19 protein-coding genes are annotated in these 20,647 nt (G+C 65.1%); 13 read left to right on the top strand and 6 right to left on the bottom strand.

Going from position 1 to position 20,647, the window contains the following annotated elements:
* Positions 1 to 51 precede the first annotated feature (51 nt).
* The 3 genes from ASG67_RS00980 to ASG67_RS00990 all read right to left on the bottom strand — a co-directional run bounded on the left by ASG67_RS00980 (position 52) and on the right by ASG67_RS00990 (position 3,907).
* The gene (locus ASG67_RS00980; RefSeq protein ID WP_056524054.1) at positions 52 to 534 is read right to left on the bottom strand and encodes a hypothetical protein; all 483 of its coding nucleotides are present in this window, start codon (positions 532 to 534) and stop codon (positions 52 to 54) included.
* 75 nt (positions 535 to 609) lie between these two features.
* Entirely contained in the window at positions 610 to 3,060 is a 2,451-nt protein-coding gene (ligD, locus tag ASG67_RS00985; RefSeq protein ID WP_056524057.1) for a DNA ligase D, read from the bottom strand.
* Positions 3,053 to 3,907, bottom strand: coding sequence for a Ku protein (locus ASG67_RS00990; protein WP_056524060.1), 855 nt, complete (start codon positions 3,905 to 3,907; stop codon positions 3,053 to 3,055). The genes ligD and ASG67_RS00990 overlap by 8 nt, the downstream gene beginning before the upstream one ends.
* 98 nt (positions 3,908 to 4,005) lie before the next feature.
* On the opposite strand from ASG67_RS00990, the gene pdxH reads away from it, so the two are divergent.
* Genes pdxH through ASG67_RS01005 form a run of 3 tightly spaced genes read left to right on the top strand, consistent with a single transcriptional unit; the run spans position 4,006 to position 6,328 of the window.
* The gene (pdxH, locus tag ASG67_RS00995; RefSeq protein WP_056526169.1) at positions 4,006 to 4,584 is read left to right on the top strand and encodes a pyridoxamine 5'-phosphate oxidase; all 579 of its coding nucleotides are present in this window, start codon (positions 4,006 to 4,008) and stop codon (positions 4,582 to 4,584) included.
* A complete protein-coding gene (locus tag ASG67_RS01000; RefSeq protein WP_056524063.1) occupies positions 4,581 to 5,528 on the top strand; it encodes a cation diffusion facilitator family transporter in 948 nt (315 codons plus the stop codon). The genes pdxH and ASG67_RS01000 overlap by 4 nt, the downstream gene beginning before the upstream one ends.
* Before the next feature lie 2 nt (positions 5,529 to 5,530).
* Positions 5,531 to 6,328: a PhzF family phenazine biosynthesis protein gene (locus ASG67_RS01005; RefSeq protein ID WP_056524064.1), complete on the top strand. Its 798-nt coding sequence runs from the start codon at positions 5,531 to 5,533 to the stop codon at positions 6,326 to 6,328.
* Between the two features lie 316 nt (positions 6,329 to 6,644).
* Here the strand turns inward: ASG67_RS01005 and mnmA are convergent, their stop codons facing one another.
* Positions 6,645 to 7,763, bottom strand: coding sequence for a tRNA 2-thiouridine(34) synthase MnmA (mnmA, locus tag ASG67_RS01010; protein WP_056524066.1), 1,119 nt, complete (start codon positions 7,761 to 7,763; stop codon positions 6,645 to 6,647).
* 160 nt (positions 7,764 to 7,923) lie between these two features.
* On the opposite strand from mnmA, the gene ASG67_RS01015 reads away from it, so the two are divergent.
* The 3 genes from ASG67_RS01015 (at position 7,924) to ASG67_RS01025 (ending at position 9,007) form a co-directional block, all read left to right on the top strand.
* Positions 7,924 to 8,184, top strand: coding sequence for a hypothetical protein (locus tag ASG67_RS01015; protein ID WP_056524069.1), 261 nt, complete (start codon positions 7,924 to 7,926; stop codon positions 8,182 to 8,184).
* Positions 8,185 to 8,284: 100 nt separating this feature from the next.
* On the top strand, positions 8,285 to 8,584 hold the full coding sequence (locus ASG67_RS01020; RefSeq protein WP_056524071.1) for a DUF1153 domain-containing protein: 300 nt from the start codon (positions 8,285 to 8,287) through the stop codon (positions 8,582 to 8,584).
* Positions 8,585 to 8,749: 165 nt separating this feature from the next.
* Positions 8,750 to 9,007, top strand: a complete 258-nt coding sequence (locus ASG67_RS01025) for a GlsB/YeaQ/YmgE family stress response membrane protein (RefSeq protein ID WP_056524073.1) — start codon at positions 8,750 to 8,752, stop codon at positions 9,005 to 9,007.
* A gap of 73 nt (positions 9,008 to 9,080) precedes the next feature.
* Here the strand turns inward: ASG67_RS01025 and ASG67_RS01030 are convergent, their stop codons facing one another.
* Positions 9,081 to 9,827: an SIMPL domain-containing protein gene (locus ASG67_RS01030; protein WP_082543220.1), complete on the bottom strand. Its 747-nt coding sequence runs from the start codon at positions 9,825 to 9,827 to the stop codon at positions 9,081 to 9,083.
* 208 nt (positions 9,828 to 10,035) lie between these two features.
* Between ASG67_RS01030 and ASG67_RS01035 the strand changes: the two genes are divergently transcribed.
* From ASG67_RS01035 to ASG67_RS01065, 7 genes are all read left to right on the top strand, one after another.
* Positions 10,036 to 11,241 (top strand): efflux RND transporter periplasmic adaptor subunit, encoded by a 1,206-nt coding sequence (locus ASG67_RS01035; protein WP_056524077.1) that lies wholly within the window; start codon positions 10,036 to 10,038, stop codon positions 11,239 to 11,241.
* Between the two features lie 6 nt (positions 11,242 to 11,247).
* A complete protein-coding gene (locus ASG67_RS01040; protein ID WP_056524080.1) occupies positions 11,248 to 14,472 on the top strand; it encodes an efflux RND transporter permease subunit in 3,225 nt (1,074 codons plus the stop codon).
* Positions 14,473 to 14,548: 76 nt separating this feature from the next.
* Positions 14,549 to 15,811: a DUF445 domain-containing protein gene (locus tag ASG67_RS01045; protein ID WP_056524082.1), complete on the top strand. Its 1,263-nt coding sequence runs from the start codon at positions 14,549 to 14,551 to the stop codon at positions 15,809 to 15,811.
* Between the two features lie 88 nt (positions 15,812 to 15,899).
* Positions 15,900 to 16,997 (top strand): ABC transporter permease, encoded by a 1,098-nt coding sequence (locus ASG67_RS01050; RefSeq protein ID WP_056524085.1) that lies wholly within the window; start codon positions 15,900 to 15,902, stop codon positions 16,995 to 16,997.
* Positions 16,997 to 17,926 carry an ABC transporter ATP-binding protein gene (locus ASG67_RS01055; RefSeq protein WP_056526173.1) on the top strand — a complete coding sequence of 310 codons (930 nt, stop codon included), beginning with the start codon at positions 16,997 to 16,999 and terminating at the stop codon, positions 17,924 to 17,926. The genes ASG67_RS01050 and ASG67_RS01055 overlap by 1 nt, the downstream gene beginning before the upstream one ends.
* On the top strand, positions 17,926 to 18,888 hold the full coding sequence (locus ASG67_RS01060) for an MlaD family protein (RefSeq protein ID WP_056524088.1): 963 nt from the start codon (positions 17,926 to 17,928) through the stop codon (positions 18,886 to 18,888). Before ASG67_RS01055 ends, ASG67_RS01060 begins: the two co-directional genes overlap by 1 nt.
* Before the next feature lie 7 nt (positions 18,889 to 18,895).
* The gene (locus tag ASG67_RS01065) at positions 18,896 to 19,489 is read left to right on the top strand and encodes an ABC-type transport auxiliary lipoprotein family protein (protein ID WP_056524090.1); all 594 of its coding nucleotides are present in this window, start codon (positions 18,896 to 18,898) and stop codon (positions 19,487 to 19,489) included.
* Between the two features lie 171 nt (positions 19,490 to 19,660).
* Here ASG67_RS01065 and ASG67_RS01070 read toward each other — a convergent pair whose 3' ends face one another.
* Positions 19,661 to 20,506 carry an HpcH/HpaI aldolase/citrate lyase family protein gene (locus ASG67_RS01070; protein WP_056524093.1) on the bottom strand — a complete coding sequence of 282 codons (846 nt, stop codon included), beginning with the start codon at positions 20,504 to 20,506 and terminating at the stop codon, positions 19,661 to 19,663.
* Between the last annotated feature and the right edge of the window lie 141 nt (positions 20,507 to 20,647).

Genomic DNA, 20,647 nt, shown 5'->3' on the forward strand with positions numbered 1-20,647 from the left:
GTCACACAGGACCACAGTCAGGCGCAACATGTTTCGACGATCGTCGATGGATCAGTGGACGACGGTGTGCCCCAGCCCGATGATGCCGTACCGGACGGCGCCGTCATAAAGCAGGCGGTTCTCCTGTTCGACCTGTCGCGACAGGCGGGGCAGCATCGCCGCGGCATCGATGCCGAATTGCGTCCAGCCATCAGCCTCGATCGTCGGCAGCCAGCGGGCGATGAACGCCTTCCAGTCCTGCTTCAGCAAATCCAGCGTCGCCTGCATGTCGATGACGGTGTCGGCGCTGTAATCGGCCGCCATCGCCACCGCGGTCATATCGACCATCTCGCGCTCGACGCCGAGATGATCCGCCACCACGACCGCGAGCCGCGCGAGCATGGCCGATGCCTTGCCCCGACTGGACACCGGCTCGGCCGATACCGCTGCGAGCGCACGGGACATCCGTGCGATCCGGTCATGATCGCCGATCAGCCGCGCCCATGACGCACGTTCGGCCAGATCGTTGTCGGGAAGGTCGAATTCTTTCCTCATGCCAATCGAATATAGTGTCTGAAAACGGAATCCAAACCGATTGCAATCGTGTGCGCGGAAACGCCCTTTCCCTTTTTACAGATCGGGCAGCGATTGGTCGGCGATACCCCATCCCTGCAACGCGCGGCTGCCGGCGCGGTCGATCAGAACCTGGGCATCGCGGACGGTGAAACGGGCGGCGGTGTCTGTGTCGCGCAGTTCGGTCCACGATACCGGGGCCGAGACGGGCGCACCGGCGCGAGCGCGGGCGGAATAGGGCATGATCGCGGTGCTGCCGCGCTGGTTGCGCAGCCAGTCGATGAAGATGCGGCCCTTGCGCTTCGCCTTGGCCATGGTGGCGACGAACCGGTCGGGTTCGGCCTGCGCCAGCGCCTGGGCAAAGCGGCTGGCGAAGTCCTTCACGGCGGGCCATTCCGCCTGCGGGGTCAGCGGTACGACGACATGCACACCCTTACCACCGGACAATAAAGGGAAGCTGACGAGGCCAAGTTCGGCGAGCTGTTCCTTCAGATGCTCGGCAGCCTTTTTGGTGTCGGCGAAATCGAGGCCCTCGTCGGGGTCGAGATCGAAGACCATGCGGTCTGGTTTTTCCAGCGCGGCGTTGGCGGCGCCCCAACCGTGGAATTCGATCGACCCCATCTGCACGCACGCGACGAGGCCGGCGGCGTCATCGACATAGAGGTAGTTTTCGGTGGAGCTGTCTTTCTCGCGGATCGGCACCTGATGAACCAGGTCGCCGAAGCTGCCGGCATCGTGTTTCTGGAAGAAGCACGCGCGGGCGCGACCCTGTGGACAGCGGACGAGGCTGACCGGGCGGTCGCCGGCCCAGGGCAGCATGACGGGCGCGACGGCGGCATAATAAGCGGCGAGGTCGCCCTTGGTAACGTCGGAGTCGGGGAAGATCAGGCGATCGGCGCTGGAGATGGTCGGCAGCTTGATATCGGCAGGCGGTGGCGCCGGCGTTTCGGCGACGACCTCGGCGGCTGGTTTATCAGTGCGGAGGCCGACGAAGCTGGCATGGCGGAGGATGCCGTCGGGCGTGATTTCGGCATAGGCGATTTCGGCGACAAGATCGGGCGAGACCCAGTGGGCGCCGCGGATCATGGCCTTGGGCGCCTTTACCGGTGCGATCTTGCGGGCGAGGGGTTTCAGTCTGGCGGACACGTCGTCGAAGGTGGCGGCGTCGAATCCGGTGCCTACCTTGCCGCGATAGGTCCATTCGCCGTCGTCATGGGTAGCGAGCAGAAGCGAGGCGAAGCCGCGGCCCTTGGTCGAGGGTTGCCAGCCGACGATGACGAATTCCTGCCGCTGGATGCATTTCGCCTTCAGCCACGCCTTGCTGCGGCCACCGCGATAGGGGCTGTCGGCGCGTTTGGAGACGATGCCCTCCATGCCCTCGGCGCACATCTGATCGAACAGTTGCTCGCCGGAGCCGATGACGTGTTCCGAATAGCGGAGTTGATCGGTGCCATCGCCGATCAGCGCGCGGAGGCGATCCTTGCGAGTGGTGAGGGGCAGGGCAGCAAGGTCTTCGCCGTCCTGTTCAATCAGGTCGAAGGCGAACATCGTCATGGCGCCATTGCCGGCGATGGCGTTCTTCAGGGTAGAGAAATCGGGTTTCCCGTCCTTGAACGACACGATCTCGCCATCGATCAGCGCGGTGCCGGGGAGGGTGGCGGCGGCCTTGGCGATGGTGGGAAACTTGTCGGTCCAGTCGAGACCGGAGCGGGTGTGGACCTTCGCCTTGCCGTTGGTGAGAGCGATCAGGGCGCGGTAGCCGTCGTATTTTATCTCGTGCAGCCAAGCGGTGCCGGTGGGGACAGTATCGACCAGGGTGCAAAGTTGGGGGTCGCGGAATTGTGGGGTTGCGGTGGCGGATCGCTTGCGAAGGGTTTTTCGCGGCCGCGCCTCCACCGGTTTCGTCTTTCCCTTTGCCGGGGAGGATTTGCCATCCGCTATCTCGGCCATCGTTCGGCCGGTGGAAATGCTGGTCAGTGCTTCTTCGACCAGCATGTCGGTGCCACCGGCCTCGGCGTCGTCGATTTTGCGGAGCAGCCAGTTCTGGCGCTTTTCCTTGGGGCGGCCCTTCAGGCGGATCAGGAGCCATTCGCCCTTCATCCGTTCGCCATCGAGGACGAAGTGGAGATGACCCTTGTCGAGATCCTTCGCGCTCTTTCCCTTGATCGGCGACCAGGTACCGCGGTCCCACAGCATCACGGTGCCGCCGCCATATTCGCCGGCGGGGATCGTGCCTTCAAACGTGGCATAGCTGAGCGGATGATCCTCGGTACGGACGGCGAGGCGTTTTTCGGCCGGGTCCAGACTGGGGCCGCGGGTGACCGCCCAGCTTTTCAAGACGCCGTCGATCTCCAGGCGGAAGTCCCAGTGCAGGCGGGTGGCGTCGTGCTTCTGGACCATGAAGCTGTTGCCGTGGCCGGGCGCGAGCGTGCCGGCGGGCTCGGCGGTCTTCGCGAAGTTCCGCTTCGCGTTATAAAGCGCGAGGGGGTCAATGGGTGCGTCAGGCACGTTTCTTGACCGGAGCTTTCTTGACGGGTGTCTTCTTTGCCGGCGCCTTTTTCGCGGGAGCCTTGTCGCCCATCGACTTGCGCAGCGCCGCCATCAGGTCGACGACGTTGGAACCGCCGGTGTCGCCCTTGTCCTTGTCCTCAATGATCTTCTTGCCGTTCGCCTTGCGCTTGCGCTCCACCAGTGCCTTCAGCGCATCGACATAGCGGTCGTGGAAACTGGCGGGATCGAAGGCAGAGGATTTGCGGTCGATCAGCGCCTCGGCGAGGTCGAGCAGTTCGGGATCGGGCTTGTCGTCGGGGATTTCACGGAAATACCCTTGCGCCTTGTGAACCTCGTCGGCGTAGCGCAGCGTTTCCATCACGAGCCCGCGACCGCAGGGTTTCAGGCTGACGATATATTCGCGGCCGCGCATCGCCAGTTGGCCCAGCCCGACCTTCTTGGTCCGGCGCAACGCCTCGCGCAGGACGATGAATGCTTCCTCGGCCAGATCGTCGGCGGGGACGACGAAATAGGGTTTTTCGTAATAGAGAACGTCGATTTCGTGCGCGTCGACGAACTGGGTCAGCTCCAGCGTCTTCTTCGATTCCAGTTTCACCGCATCGATCTCGTCCTGTTCGAGCAGGACGTATTCGCCCTTGGACACTTCATAACCCTTCACGATCTCGTCGACATCGACCGGACCGACGCCGGTGACGACCTTTTCGTACGAGATCGGCTTTCCCGATGGTTCGTGAATCTGGCGGAACTGGACGGCGGCGCCACTTTTGGTGGCGGAATAGATTTCGACCGGGATCGACACCAGCGCGAGCCGGATCTGTCCCTGCCAATATGCCCGTGCCGCCATCTGCCACCTCAGTTTCGCGCACCGCTGAATGCCGCCTAGACAATGTACGTGAATGGGGACTCGTTCCGTTGGTCGCGAAGATCGGTTATGGGACGGCGATGGCCGACGATCCAATCGCCTTGTTCGACGCATGGTATGCCGAGGCAAGAGCGTCAGAAATCAATGATTCCAACGCGATGGCGCTGGCGACCGCGGATGCCGAGGGACGTCCGTCGGTGCGGATGGTGCTCTTGAAGGGGCACGGGGCCGATGGCTTCGTGTTCTATACCAACCGCGAGGGGCGCAAGGCGGGCGAACTGGCGGCGAACATGCATGCCGGATTGATGTTCCACTGGAAATCGCTGCGCAAACAGGTGCGGATCGAGGGGCCGGTGACGCTGGCCACCGATGCGCAGTCCGACGCCTATTTCGCATCGCGCGGGCGGGATTCGCAACTGGGGGCGTGGGCGTCCGATCAGTCGCGGCCGCTCGATTCCCGCGAAACGTTCGAGACACGCGTGGCCGAGGTGACGGCGCGGTTCGAGGGGCAGGACGTGCCGCGCCCGCCATTCTGGGGCGGGTATGTCGTCGCGCCCGAACGGATCGAATTCTGGCAGGATCGCGCGCACCGGCTGCATGAGCGGCGGCTGTTCACGCGTGATGGTGCCGGCTGGAGCGAGGGGTTGCTGTTCCCATGACACGCGAAGAACGCCGCCGGTTCATCCCGCACGCGACGCGGGCGGCGCTGGCGAGCGTCGCGATGGCGACGTTCCTGCTAGGGTTGAAGGGCTTTGCCGCATGGCACACCGGGTCAGTGGCGATGTTGGGGTCGCTGGCGGACACGGGGCTCGATCTGCTCGCCTCGCTGGTAACCTTGTACGGCGTGCGGTTGGCGGCGACGCCGGCGGATCACGATCACCGTTTCGGCCATGGCAAGGCGGAGGCGCTGGCGGCGCTGTTCCAGGTGGCGCTAATCACCGCATCGGCGGCGGGCATCGCCTGGCGCGCGGTGCAGGCGTTCGGCAGTCACGCGCCGACGGCGGATGCGGAATTCGGCATCGGCGTGTCGATCATCGCGATCGGTGCGACGATGGTGCTGCTCTGGTATCAGCGGCGCATCATCCGCCAGACCGGGTCGGTCGCGATCATGGCCGACAACGTCCATTACCAGTCGGACGTGCTGCTGAACGGATCGGTGATCGTCGCTCTGGTGCTGGATCAATATTTCGGATTTACCAAGGCGGACCCGATCTTTGGCATCGTGATCGCGCTGTGGCTGGCCTGGGGGGCGTTTCAGGCATCGTCCAATGCCATCGACCAGTTGATGGACAAGGAATGGCCCGAGGATCAGCGCGCCAGTTTTCTCGACGTGGCGGCGCGGCAGGACGGCCTGCGTGGCATCCATGATTTCCGTACCCGCCGATCGGGCAGTCACGATTTCGCGCAGTTCCACATGGAGGTCGATCGTAACCTGACGATCGCGCAGGCGCATGATCTGGTCGAGGGAGTGGAGCGCAACCTGAAGCGCGCCTTTCCCAAGGTCGAGGTGCTGATCCATCTGGACCCCGAGGGCCATGTCGATACCGATAATCCGCTGGTCGAGGCGGACGTGACGCCCCACTGGTTCGGCAAGAGGTTGTAACGATGCGGCTTCCCTTCACGCAGGTCGATGCCTTCGCCGACGAGGCGTTCGGGGGCAATCCGGCGGCGGTGATGCCGCTGTCGACCTGGTTGGACGACGCGGTGCTGCTGAAGATCGCGCAGGAAAACAACCTGTCTGAGACAGCGTTCTTCCTGCCGGACGAGACGGGCGAGGCGGATTTTGAACTGCGCTGGTTCACGCCGGCGGCCGAGATCGCGCTGTGCGGCCATGCTACACTGGCGAGCGGGCATGTCGTGCTGCAATCGGATACCGCGCTCGACCGCGTGCGGTTCCGCACGCGTCGATCCGGCGTGCTGGAAGTCGAGCGCGAGGGAACAGGCTATTTGATGGCGCTGCCCGCGCTGGCACCGGCGCCCAAGCCCCTGCCGGCGATCGTCGCGGCGCTGGGCGTGACCGATCCGGTCGAGACACTGTGGCATGATGGCGGTTATGCGGTGGTCGTGTTGGCCGACGAGGCCGCGGTCCGCGCGTGCGATCCGGATCAGCGGGCGCTGGCGGCGGCGGGTCAAATCCTGGTGATCGTGACCGCGCCGGGCGATACCACCGATATCGTCAGCCGTGCCTTCACGCCCGGCTTCGGCATCGACGAGGACCCGGTGACCGGCGGCGCGCATGCGGTGATCGTGCCATATTGGGCGGCGCGGCTGGAACGTGACGCCTTTACCGCGTGGCAGGCGAGCGCGCGCGGTGGCCGCCTGTCGTGCCGGCTGGCGGACGATCGCGTGATGCTGGGCGGGCAATGCGTGACGGTGATCGAGGGTGCGTTCCTGCTCCCCTGAATGGCACGATTGCAGTTTGTGCAATCGGATACGATAAAGTTGCACTTGCGAAATCATACGCTGCGCTGCACAACGACTGTGCCTTTCAGGCATCCTCTCCTAAAAACTTTCATGGGTCGGCTTTGCCGGCCCTTTTTTTTCGTGCGCAACTCCGCTAGCAGCCGGCCACTGTCGTTGCGCCGTCAATCAGAAATATGAATGCGGAGCGGAGCCGCCGGTCAAAACCGGCACCGGCGACACGATGGTGCGGGAGATCGAGCGAAGTGTATCGCTCTCTCCCGCCTTGCCCCACCAATTATATTATTGGGCGATCGAGTCAGGCGGCGATCAGCGCCGCTTCGGTGGCTGCGATCCAGCCGCCACCCAGAATGCGTTCGCCAGCGTACAGCACCGCCGCCTGACCGGGGGCGACGCCATATTCGGGCGTATCGAACGATAGCCGGCCATCCATGAAGCGCGCGGGGACCGGGCGAGCCATCGACCGGACCTTCGCGGTAAGCGGGCCATCATGATCGCCACCGATCCAGTTGACATTCTCCAGCGACGCCGCCTCGACCGCCAGCGCGCGGCGGGGGCCGACGACGACGCGGGCGGTGGCCGGTTCCAGCCGCACGACATAGAGCGGTTCGGCATGGCCGCCGATCTCCAGCCCGCGCCGCTGGCCGACGGTGAAGTGGATCAGGCCGCGATGCTCGCCCAGCTTCTCGCCGGCCAGATCGACGATGTCGCCGCCTGATACCGCATCGGGGCGCAGCTTGCGGACCAGCCCGGCATAATCGCCATCGGGGACGAAGCAGATATCCTGGCTGTCGGGCTTGGTCGCGACGCCGAGGCCCAGTTCGGCCGCGATCTCACGCACCCGTGCCTTGGGCAGGCCGCCGAGCGGGAAGCGGATATAGTCGAGCTGCGGCTGGGTGGTGGCGAACAGGAAATAACTCTGGTCGCGGGCCGGATCTGCGCCGCGGTGCAGCTCGGCCCCGGCGGGGCCGGCCACGCGGCGGACATAATGGCCGGTGGCCAAGCAATCGGCGCCGAGTTCGCGCGACAGGCCCAGCAGATCGGTGAATTTGGGGCCGGTATTGCAGGATACGCACGGGATCGGGGTGCGGCCGGCGAGATATTCGTCGGCGAATTTGTCGACCACCGACGTGCGGAACGCGCTTTCATGGTCGAAGACGTAATGCGCGATGCCGAGGCGATCGCAGACGGCGCGGGCATCGCGGATGTCGCGACCGGCACAGCAGGCGCCGGCGCGACCGACCGCCTCGCCATGATCGTATAGCTGCAGCGTGACGCCGATCACCTCGGCCCCGGTCCGCACGGCGAGCGCGGCGACGACCGAACTGTCGACCCCGCCCGACATCGCCACGACGATCCGCTTGCCGCGCGGGTCGTCGAGTTGGAAATCGCCGTGCTGATCGATGCCGTTGTCCATAGGCCCGCGCACATAGGCGCGCGTGGGGAGGCGTGCAAATCGGCAAAGGACAGTCATGCAGGCGTAAACGAAGGTTCACGATAGGTTATCCGCGGCTTTACCCGACCTTCATGACCGTGCGTGTACAGCTTCCATCCGACGAACCCGGAGACATTCTGCATTGGACCTGACCCATTCCTCTTTCGATGGCATCGTCGACATCGCCGCGCTGCCCGAGGATCTGGGCACGCTGATGATCGACCTGTCGGTTCGACAGGAGATGAGTCCGACCGCGATCGTGCAGTCGGGGTTGGTGCAGGCCGGCCTGGCAACCGGTTCGCTGACGGCGGTCGCCGCTGTGGGCGGCGGCTTGCTGGCACCCACGCACGGCGCGTTCAATCCGCGCGTGGCAGCCCGCATGAGCCGATGGAAAGACAGATGAAGGGTTCGTTTACCGTGGCGTTTCAGGCGTTCTTCAGGAGCGGCCGATACATCACCAGTACGCGTTTCGAGGGGGCCGGGAGCCCCGGCAGAGGTTGAACATGATCCAGAACGAAAAGATTCGTCCCGCCAAAGTCATCGGCCCGCTGGGTGAGCCCCTGACGGTCGATACCCTGCCGCCGCCTTCCACCACCCGGTGGGTGGTTCGCCGCAAGGCCGAGGTGGTCGCGGCCGTCAACGGCGGGCTGCTGTCGGTGGACGAGGTGTGCGATCGATACGGGCTGACGGCGGAGGAATTCGCCGGGTGGCAGCGAGCGATCGATCGGTCGGGGATGCCCGGCCTGCGCGTCACGCGCATCCAGCATTATCGCACGCTGTACGAACGCCAGCTGAAATACTGACCCGGATCGGGAAGGGCGGGGCCGACAACGGCGAAGTCGTCCCGATCCTGGACCCGATCCCATAAACGTCCACACTAATCGAACCGGACCCGGAACAAGATAGAGCAATACAGGTTATTCCGGCATCGCCCGCTCCGGTCGCGGGCTTTAACGGAGGGACTGGACATGGGCATTATTCTTTGGCTGATCGTCGGCGGCGTCATCGGTTGGCTTGCCAGCATCATCATGCGCACCGACGCGCAGCAGGGCATTTTCCTGAATATCATCGTCGGCATCATCGGCGCCTTTCTTGGCGGCCTGATCATCTCGGGTGGTTCGATCAACAACCAGCCGCTGAACGTCACCTCGTTTCTGGTGTCGCTGCTGGGTGCGGTCATCCTGCTGGCGATCGTGAACCTGGTCCGTCGCGGCCGGGTGCGCTGAAGCACTGATCCTGCCGCCTCGGCGGGATCGAACAAGGGGCCGTCCGGGCGACCGGGCGGCCCCTTTTTTTGCGTTATTGATCCAGCAGGAAACGGACCTGCAGGGTCGCGGTGACATCCTTTTCGCCAGGTGCGATTTCGGTCGACATGTCCGCCTTGGCGGCACGGGCCATCAGCATCATCGGCCGTTCGGGGCCACCGCTGTCCTGTCCCGCCTCGGCGATCGAGACAATGCGAACGACGCGGAGGCCAGCGGCGCGGGCATAGAGTTCGGCGCGCGCGCGGGCGCGCTTCACCGCATCGGCGCGCGCCTCGTCCAGCGCGGCATCCGGCTCGGCCAGCGACAGGTTCGGTCCGTCGATCTGGTTGGCGCCTTCCTTCACCAACGCATCGAGAATCGCACCCGACCGCGCGACGTCGCGGAAACGGACCGAGACGCTGTTTGTCGCCTGATAACCGGTGATGACCGGCGGCTGATTGTCGGCATAACGATATTGCGGCGCCAACTGCACCGTAGCGGTGGCGAGATCGCGCGGCGCGACGCCGGCCTTGCGCAGCGCGGCCATCACGCGGGCCATGGCGTTCGCATTGTCCGACAATGCCTGCGCGGCGGTGGCACCGGGGGTGACGACGCCGGCGCGGATCGTGGCGAGATCGGGGACGCGGGTCGTCCGGCCCTCGGCCATCACATCGACCACGGTGCCGCTGGCAGGGATCATCGGCTGAATGCTGGTCTGCGGGGCCTGCGCGACGGCGACGGTGGTCAATGTAGCGGCTGGCACGGCGGCGAGGGCAATCATGACGGGTAGGGCAAGGCGCATCGTTGTTTCTCCTGTTGCCCCGTTGCCATGCCCCGGCCACGATCAACCGGCGATGAACGGACCGAATGACAAGCCAGGTTGCGGGAACCGTTGTTTGCGGGCAGGCAGTGACCGGCCGTCGGGGAAGGGTCTTGAGCCCGGTGACTTATTTCGATAATACAGCGCTGACGAGGCGGCCGTGAATAGCCGGGGATGGGATGGCGACGGGATGAATTACGAATCAGGCTCTATCGCGCAGGACCGGTTGACCGGCCCCGTGGCGCCGCCTGCTCGTCGTGCGTGGATCATCGCGGCGGTGATTGCGGTCGTGCTGGCGATCGGTGCGTGGGCGATCTGGGGACGGGGCAACCATTCTGCCGCCACGCCCGGCACCGCTGCCGGGGCCGAGCAATTGCCCAGCGTCACCGTGGTCGTGCCCGGCCGCAGCACCGTCGACCGTACCATTGCCGCGACCGGTACGCTGGCCGCGCGCCGCGAGATGCCGGTGGGCGTCGCGGGCGAGGGCGGCATGATTACGCGCGTGCTGGTCGAACCGGGCCAGTGGGTGAATGCGGGTCAGGTGCTGGCGATGGTCGATCGATCGGTACAGGTGCAGACCGCCGCGGCGCTGGGTGCGCAGGTGAATGTCGCACGGGCCGACCTGACGCTGGCGCAAGCCGAGCTGGATCGTGCCGCATCGCTGGTCGATCGTGGTTTCATCTCGAAGGCGGATCTGCAACGCCGCGTCGCGACGCGCGATGCCGCGGCGGCGCGGGTGAAGGTGGCGGGTGCCAGCTATGCCGAATCGCAGGCGCGCAACGGCCGGCTCGATATCCGCGCGCCGGCTGCCGGGCTGGTCCTGACTCGGCAGGCGGAACCCGGCCAGATCGTCAGTTCGGGCAGCGGCGTGCTGTTCCGCATGGCACAGGGCGGCCAGATGGAAATGCGCGCGCAGATGAGCGAGGCGGATCTGCAAGGTCTGCGTGTTGGCGCGCGGGCGCAGGTGACGCCGGTCGGCAGCACCCGGACCTTTGCGGGCGAGGTCTGGCAGGTGTCGCCGGTCATCGATCCGCAGACGCGACAGGGGATCGCGCGGATCGCATTGCGTTATGACCCTGCGCTGCGGCCGGGCGGGTTTGCCTCAGCGACGGTGAGCGACGCGACGAGCGCGGTGCCGCTGCTGCCAGAGTCGGCAGTGCAGAGCGACGGCCGTGGCAATTACGTATATGTCCTCGACGGCCAGAACCGTGCGGAGCGCCGCGACGTGAAGGTCGGTCAGGTCAGCGACGCTGGCGTATCGGTGATCGGCGGACTGGCAGGAAACGAGCGGGTCGTGCTGGCGGCGGGTGCGTTCCTGTCGCCGGGTCAGAAGGTGAAGCCGGTCCTGCGCGCCGCGGCCCCCGCCGCTGCCACTGCCACTGCGACCAACGGATAACAGCCGATGAACTTCCGCAACATCTCCGCCTGGTCGATCCGCAACCCCGTGGTGCCGATCGTGCTGTTCATCGCGCTGACGCTGGCCGGCATCGTCAGCTTCATGCGCATGGATGTGAACCAGCAGCCGGATATCGATTTCCCGGTCGCCTTCGTCATAATCAGCCAACCGGGCGCGGCACCCAGCGAGCTGGAAACACAGGTGACCAAGCGCGTCGAGGCGGCGGCGCGGGGCCTGCGCGGGATCGATGAGATACGGTCGACGGTGAAGGAAGGCAATTCGCAAACGATCATCCAGTTGCAGCTGGGCACCGATATCGACCGGGCGGTGAACGATCTGCGTAATGCGATCACGCAGATCCGCGGTGATTTGCCGGACGGTATCCTGGAGCCGCAGATCGGCCGTTTCGACACCAGCGACGAGGATATCGCGAATTTCTCTGCGCTGACCACCGATATGACGGTGGAGCAGTTGAGTTGGTATATCGACGATACCGTCAGCAAGGAATTGCTGTCGGTGCCGGGGCTGGGCGCAGTGGAGCGCAACGGCGGCGTCGCGCGCGAGATCCGGGTCATCCTCGATCCGGTGAAGCTGCAGGCGCAGGGCCTGACCGCCAACACCGTCAATGCGGCGCTGCGCGCGGTCAATCTCAACGCGACGGGCGGCAAGGCAGAGATCGCCGGGTCCGAGCAATCGGTGCGCGTGCTGGGCAACGCCAAGAATGCCTATGCACTGGGCCAGACGCAGATTTCACTGGGCAATGGGCGGACGGTTCGGCTGGCGGACATCGCCGATGTGCGCGATGCGTATGCCGAGCAGAAATCGTCGTCGGCGGTGAATGGCCATCAGGTCGTTTCGTTCAGCTTTACACGGACCAAGGGGTCGTCCGACGTCACCGTATATAATGAGGCGGTGAAGAGGCTGGACGCGCTGGCGAAGCGCAATCCGTCGGTGCAGTTCAAGCTGCTGTCGACCAGCGTCACCTATACCGAACACGAATATGAGAACGCGATCGGATCGATGATCGAAGGCGCGGTGCTCGCGGTGATCGTGGTCTTCCTGTTCCTGCGCGACTGGCGCGCGACCTTCATCTCGGCATTGGCGATCCCGCTGTCGGCGATCCCGACCTTCTGGTTCATGGACCTGCTGGGGTTCAGCCTGAACAACATGACGCTGCTGGCGCTGAGCCTGGTGGCGGGCGTGCTGGTGGACGATGCGATCGTCGAGATCGAGAATATCGTCCGGCACATGCGGATGGGCAAGAACGCGTATCAGGCATCGATCGACGCCGCCGACGAGATCGGGCTGGCGGTGCTGGCGACCACGATGTCGATCGTCGCGGTATTCCTGCCGGTTGCGTTGATGCCGGGCGTGTCGGGGCAGTTCTTCAAGAATTTCGGCCTGACCGTCGTCGCGGCAGTGCTGATGAGTCTCGCCGTCGCGCGGCTTATCACGCCGATGATCGCCGCCTATTTCCTGAAGGCGGGTGGGCATGAACCGACAGAGGATGGCCCGGTGATGAGCCGATACGTCGCGCTGTTGCGCTGGTCGCTCGACCAGACACGGCAGCGGCGGCTGTCGGCGCAGGGTGGCTGGCGGCGGCTGGTGTCGCACTTCGTCGATCACCGGGTGTGGATCATGGGTATCAGCGTCCTCGCGCTGATCGCCACCGTCGCGATCTTCATGGTGTTGCCGCAGGAATTCCAGCCGCAACGCGATAATGATCGCAGCACCGTACAGGTCGAATTGCCGCCGGGATCGACGCTGGAGCAGACGCAGGCGGTGGTCAGCCGTGTGGCGGGCATCCTGTCGGATCAGAAGCCGATCGTTACCTCCGTCTATCAGCGCGCGTTTGTGGGCAACGGCCGGGTCACCGCGACGCTGGCGGACGATCGCGACCGGACCAGCGTGGAATTCGAACGCGCGCTGACGCCGACGCTGTCGGCGATCCCCGATGCGCGGGTGTCGTTCCAGAACCAGAATGGCTGGGGCGGGCCGAGCCGCGATATCCAGATCACGCTGGGCAGCGACGACCCTGTGCTGTTGCAACAGACGGCGGACAAGATCGTCGAACAGATGAGCCATCTGCCGATCTTGCGCGCGCCGCGCACCGCGGGTGGCCTGCAACGGCCCGAGATCGTGATCCGGCCGCGAATGGACTTGGCCGCCGATCTGGGCGTGACGACCAGCGCGCTGTCGAACGCGATCCGGGTGGCGACGCTGGGTGACATCGATCAGAACAGTGCCCGCTTTTCGCTCAATGACCGCCAGATTCCGATCCGCGTCGCGCTGGCGGAAAGCGCGCGCGAAAAGCTGTCGAGCATCGAGAACTTGCCAGTCAGCACGTCAAACGGCGGATCGGTGCCGCTTAAGGTCGTCGCCGATATCGGCTTCGGCGCCGGGCCGACCCAAATCGACCGCATCGCGCAGCAACGCCAGCTGACGATCGGCGCCGATCTGGCGCCCGGCATCATCGAGGGCGACGCGATGAAGCAGATCCTCGCATTGCCGGCGGTCACGTCGATGCCGATCGGGGTCAGCCGGCTGTCGGTCGGCCAGTCCAAGGCGCAGGCGGAACTGGTAACGAACATCATCCTGGCCGTCACCTCGGGCTTCTTCCTGCTCTTTGCGGTGCTGGTGCTGCTGTATCGCCGGTTCCTGCCGCCGTTCGTCAATCTGGGGTCGCTGTTCCTGGCGCCGCTGGGCGCGTGTCTCGCTCTGTGGATCGCGGGCATGTCGGTGTCGCTGCCGGTCTATATCGGTCTGCTGATGCTGCTGGGCATCGTCGCCAAGAACTCGATCCTGCTGGTCGATTTCGCGCTGGAGGAGATGAGCCACGGCGTGCCGAAGTTCGAGGCGATCGTCGATGCCGGGCACAAGCGCGCGCTGCCGATCGTGATGACGACGGTGGCGATGGTCGCGGGCATGGTGCCGACCGCGCTGTCGTTGACTGGTGACGGATCGTTCCGCGCGCCGATGAGCGTGACGGTGATCGGCGGTCTGGTCCTGTCGACGCTGTTGACGCTGTTGATCGTGCCGGCCGGGTTCAGCCTGGCGGTGGGTGTCGAGACGCGGCTGGGCAGTCGGCTTGGTCGTCGCCTGCTGACGTTCCGGCCTGGCGATGACGGCGCCGAGGTGATCGGTGTGGCCGGGCCGGCTCGTGGCCCGCGTCTGGGGGTCAGGCCGGGGTCGATCGGGTATCGTGAGGACGGCCCGCATCCCGCGGAATGATGCGCCCGTGGCAAATTCGGGCCGGCCGCGGCGCCGCGGCATGAACCATCCGCGCGCTCGGTCATTGTTCTAGTCGATGAACATGGCCAGCGCGCGTATGATGGATGCCCCACCGGCCGGTCTGGTGAGAATGCGGCTGGTCGCGACCGTGTTGCTGGTGGTGATGGCGGCGGTATTCCTCGTCAGTCGCCTGCTGGTCGGTGAGTATCCCGCATGGGGCTTCGTCCGCGCCTTTGCCGAGGCAGCGATGGTCGGCGGGCTGGCCGACTGGTTCGCGGTCACGGCGCTTTTCCGGCATCCGCTGGGCCTGCCGATCCCCCACACCGCGATCGTACCGCGCAACAAGGATCGGATCGGCGACACGCTGGCGCAGTTCCTGCGGACAAACTTCCTGATCCCGCGCGTCGTGGCACGGCGGATGCGACGGCTGGACGTGGCGGGTGCGGTGGCGCGCTGGCTGACCGATCCACCCGAGGGCGCTGGTGGTCGCTTCCGGCAGGGTGCGTCAAAGCTGGTGGCGCAGGTTCTCGAATCGCTCGATCCGGCACGGCTGGGCGGCATGGTGAAGGCGGCGGCGGTCAATCGTCTGCGCGAGGCGGAAGTGTCGCCGATCGCGGGACAATTGCTCAAGGCGACGATGGCGCAGGGTCGGCACAAGCCGGTTCTCGACGCCGGTATTCGTTGGGCGGCCGATGCGCTGGCGAGCAACGACGCGTTGATGCGCCAGATGGTCCACGAGCGCGCTGGCGCCCTGTTGCGCTGGACCGGGCTGGACGAGACGCTGGCGGACAAGCTGATCGGCGGGCTCGACAAGCTGCTGATCGACATGGCGGAAAATCCGGAGCATCCGCTGCGGTTGAAGGCCGAAGAGGGGCTGGATCGCCTTGCCTGGGATCTGCAATATGATCCGGCGATGCGCGCGCGGGTGGAACGGGTAAAGGAAGAATTGATCGCCAACCCGGCAATGGCGCAGTGGCTGGACGGGTTGTGGGAACAGGCGCGGACCGCCTTGCTCAGCATCGCGCGCGATCCAGAGGCGGCGATGGCCGGGCGGCTGGGTGAGGTCTTACATCAATTGGGTGCAACGCTGCGTCAGGATCGACGGCTGGCGACGACGATCAACCGATTCGTCCGCCGCGCCGTGGTGGGTATCGCGGCGGATTATGGCGACGGCATCGTGCGGCTGGTGTCGGAAACGGTGCGCGGTTGGGATGCGCGGACGATCACTGGCCGATTGGAAAACGCGGTCGGCCGCGATCTGCAATATATCCGGATCAACGGCACGCTGGTTGGCGGTCTGGTCGGGTTAATCATCCATCTCGTCGACAAGTTGTTGTGATCGGACGCATCGATCCGCTCATCAAGCGGTTCGCCGCGATGCAGTACCGGCTTGCCGTGGCGAATACTTTCCCGCAGAGAGGCGATTGATGACCGCCGCTGCAGACTTCCGCGAAGACGGCGACACGGTTCGCTTTTCCGGCGACCTGTCGCTGGCGCGACTTGGAACGTTGCCGGATCGACTGGAACGGGTCGATGGCAAGGTGGACCGGGTGGATCTGTCTGACGTCGATCGGATGGACACGGTCGGCGCCTGGATCGTGCACCGCTTCGCTGCCCGTCATGATGCGCCGGTCGAAGGACTGAGCGACGATGCGCGGCAGTTGTTCGATCAGGTGGTCGGGTCCGATCAGCATGTCGCACTGCGCCCGTCGCAGGCCAGTGGCTTCACCCGCGTGCTGGGCGAGATCGGTGATGCGGTCGTCTTGACCGGGCGCACGCTGCTGGGGCTACTCGGTTTTCTCGGCGCCACGACGCTGGCGTTCGGATCGGTCATCCGCCATCCGCGCCGCTTTCGCTTCAACGCGGTCTTGCATGAATTCGAGACGGTCGGCGTTGCGTCGCTGGGCATTATCGGCCTGATGAGCTTCCTGATCGGCATCGTCATCGCGCAGCAGGGCGCGGTACAGTTGCGCCAGTTCGGGGCCGAGGTGTTCACGATCAATCTGGTCGGGCGGCTGACGCTACGCGAGCTGGGCGTGCTGATGACTGCGATCATGGTAGCGGGCCGTTCGGGCTCTGCCTTTGCGGCGCAGCTGGGGACGATGAAGCTGACCGAAGAGATCGACGCGATGCGGACGATCGGCGTGTCGCCGATGGAGGCACTGGTGCTGCCGCGCACGCTGGCGGCGATCATGCTGATGCCGCTGCTGGGTTTCTATGCCTCGCTGATCGCGATCATCGGTGGCGGCCTTCTGGCGTGGATCTCGCTCGGCATTCCGCCGGTCACGTTCATCAGTCGTATCCGTGAAGTGGTGCCGATCACCGATCTGTATGTCGGCCTGATCAAGGCCCCGGTGTTCGGCGCAATCATCGCGATCGCCGGGTGTTTCCAAGGGATGCAGGTCGAGGCGGATGCGGAGCAGGTCGGTCTGCGCACGACGTCGGCGGTGGTGCAGGGCATCTTCCTGGTGATCGTGCTCGACGCGTTCTTTGCGGTGTTCTTCACATGGGTGGGGTGGAACTGATGCCCCATGACCGCAACCAGCAGCGTGACGACGTCATCATCGACGTGAAGGGTCTGCGAAACAGCTTCGGCGAATCGTCGGTTGTCCATGACAATCTTGACCTGCAAGTGCGCCGTGGCGAAATTCTTGGCGTCGTTGGTGGTTCGGGCACGGGCAAATCGGTGCTGATGCGATCGATCATCGGCCTCCAGACCCCCGACAAAGGTGAGATCACCGTGTTCGGCGAGCCGACGATCGGCCGCGACGAGACCGAGGCGACGGACATCCGCAAGCGCTGGGGCGTGCTGTTCCAGGGCGGCGCGCTGTTTTCGACGCTGACGGTGGCCGAGAATGTGCAGGTGCCGCTGCGCGAATTCTACGGCACGCTGCCTCGTTCGCTGCTCGATGAGATCGCGTCGTACAAGGTCGTGATGACCGGGTTGCCCGCGGATGCCGGGCCGAAATACCCGGCCGAACTGTCCGGCGGCATGAAGAAGCGGGCCGGTCTGGCGCGGGCACTGGCGCTCGACCCGGAGCTGCTGTTTCTCGACGAGCCGACGGCGGGGCTGGACCCGATCGGCGCATCGGCGTTCGACGAACTGATCCGCTCGCTCAGCCGGACGTTGGGGCTGACGGTGTTCCTCATCACGCACGATCTCGATACCCTGTATGCGATCTGCGACCGGGTGGCGGTGCTGGCGGAAAAGCGGGTGATTGCAGTCGGTACGATCGATGAATTGCTGGCCACGGACCATCCGTGGATCCAGGAATATTTCAAGGGTCCGCGCGGTCGTGCGGCGGCCTCTACGCAGGAAATGCATGGGGCCGAGGTCGAGGCGAGCCGCCATCCGACCGAGGTCGAGGCAAGCCGCACCGGCGAACGATCGCAGGGCGGACAGGCAGATAACAACGCCCGTGGGGCGACCCACGAGGCAACAGGAACAGGCTGATGGAAACCCGTTCGAACCATGTTCTGGTCGGTGCCGTCGTGCTGATCCTTCTGGCGGTGCTGGCGCTGTTCACCGTGTGGATCGCGCGCGTCGGTGGCGCCGAAGAGAAGGAATACGACATTTTCTTCCGCCAGTCGGTGGATGGGTTGGCGCGCGGATCGGTCGTTACCTATTCGGGCGTTCCGTCGGGGCAGGTGAAGCAGATCGTGTTGTGGGCCAACGACCCGCAGTTCGTGCGCGTCCGCATCAGCGTGAACGACGATACGCCCGTTCTGCAAGGAACGACGGCGACCGTGATTGGTAGCTTCACCGGCACCAGCACGGTATCGCTGGACGGCGCGCGCAAGGGTGCTGCCCCGATCGTCTGCCCGGAGCCGCCGAACCCGACGGTGTGCCCCTATGGTGTACCGGTAATTGCCACCAAGCAGGGCGGCATTGGCGCGATCCTGAATTCGGCGCCACAGTTGCTGGAACGTCTGTCGACGTTGACCGAGCGGCTGACCGGGTTGCTGACCGATCGTAATCAGGCGTCGATCGCGGGTATTCTGGAAAACACCAACCGGCTGACCGATGCGCTGGCCGATCGTGGGCCGGAGATCGCGGCGACGCTGGCCCAGACGCGGATCGCGATTCAGCAGGCGGGTGAGGCATCCAAGCAGATCGGTGCGCTGGCGGAGACGACCAACGGCGTGCTGGCGAACGATATCCATCCGACGATCCAGAACCTGAACGGCGCGATCGCGGCGGCGCAGAAGTCGGCAGAGACGCTGAATGCAGCAATCGGCGATGCGCGGCCGGGCCTGCAGACGTTCTCGCGCCAGACGATCCCGGAGGCGAACCGGCTGGTGCGCGATCTGCGGGTGACGGCGGCGGCACTGTCGTCGGTGGCGGAAAAGGTCGATCAGGGCGGCGCAAGCTCGCTGATCGGGCAGCAGAAGCTGCCGGACTACAAGGGTAAGTGAGGGCATCATGAACAAGTCGATCACCGTCGCCATGATGCTGGCCGTCGCCGCACCGCTGGGCGGATGCATCAGTTTTGGCGCTACACCGCCCGACACACTGATGACGCTGACCAGCACGGCATCGGTGCCGGTGGGCCAGGAGCAGGACTCGTCCAAGGCCAAGTCGATCGTGGTGCAGGTGCCGGTAACGCCGACCGCGCTCGCCGCGGCGCGGGTGCCGGTGCAGGCGACGCCAACGACGCTGGCCTATGTGAAGGACGCACAGTGGTCGGAACCCCCGGCGCGGCTGTTCGCCCGCCTGATGTCCGACACGATCGCGGCCCGCGCGGGGCGCGTCGTTATCAGCCAGGTCCAGGCGGTGACCGAGGCGAACGATCAACTGGCGGGTGAACTCCGCAATTTCGGTCTGGATGCGACGACGCGCGAGGCGGTGGTGACGTTCGACGCGGCACTGACCCGTTCGGGCGCGACGAACACCGAAAAGCGTCGCTTCGAGGCGCGGGTGCCGGTGGCGGCGATTGATGCGGCCAGTGCCGGGCCGGCGTTGAACAAGGCGGCCAATCAGGTCGCGACACAGGTGGCGGACTGGATCGGGCGGTAGGGTTGGCTGAGGCGACAGTACTTTCCGGTAGCTGTGTGATTTGCTCCTGATCCGCTGACGGATGTTTTCCTGCGAAAGCAAGAACTCGGTATTACGGGCGAAGCCACTCGCTACTCTGGAGTCTTGCGTTCGCAGGAGAACGGTCTGGTTTGATAGACCGATCGCAAACTCCTATCGTATTAGGGCCAGGATGCGCTCAGCCTCCTGCAAATGCAGCCGTTCCACCATTGCACCATCGAGACGGATTGCGCCTCGTCCGTCATAGTCGGGGTCGGCGAACGCGGCGATGACGCGGGCGGCCCAAGCGATGTCGTCGGTGGAGGGGCCAAAGGCGGCGTTGGCGGCATCGATCTGGGCCGGATGGATCAGCGTCTTGCCGTCGAACCCCCAGGCCCGACCTTGATCGCATTCAGCCGCCAGCCGGTCGGGCTGGTCGATCGCGTTCAACACACCGTCAAGGGCAGTCATTCCAACGGCGCGGGCGGCGATGACGATCTGGGCGAGCGCCGACAACAATGATGCGCGATCCGGACCGGGGCGGCAGCGCAGGTCGATCGCGAGATCATTGGTACCGGCGACCAGTGCGGTCAGCTTTGCATCGGCCGCCCCAGCGGCGATGGCCGGCAGATTAAGCACGCCGCAAGCGCTTTCGATCATCGCCCATAACGCCGGCCCGTCATGGCCAAGACAATCGCGGGCGGCCTTGACGTCGGTGACGTCGCCCACCTTCGGCAGCAGGATCGCATCGATCGGCGCACCGGTCAGCGCGATCAGATCGTCCATGTGCCACCGCGTGTTGGCCGCATTCACCCGGACGACGAGTTCGCGGTCTCCAAACCCGCCTTCGGTCACGGCAGCAACCGCGCGGGCGCGGGCATCGTCCTTCATATCGGGCGCGACCGCATCTTCCAGATCGAGGATGACCACATCGCACGGCAGGGCGCGGGACTTGGCGATCGCGCGTGGGTTGGACGTGGGCAGGAAAAGCGCGCTGCGGCGGGGGCGGGGCGGAACCATCTGGATGGCGTAGCGTCTCGTCACCGTGATCGAAAGTGCGATATCAAGCCGTTCCAGCCCGCAACATTGCCCGACGATTGCGACCGCCGGGTATGCAGGTTTGTGAACCGCACCAGGCAGGTAATCCGCCGATGCGGTTTT

This window comes from Sphingomonas sp. Leaf339 (assembly GCF_001426195.1).
Taxonomy (GTDB): domain Bacteria; phylum Pseudomonadota; class Alphaproteobacteria; order Sphingomonadales; family Sphingomonadaceae; genus Sphingomonas.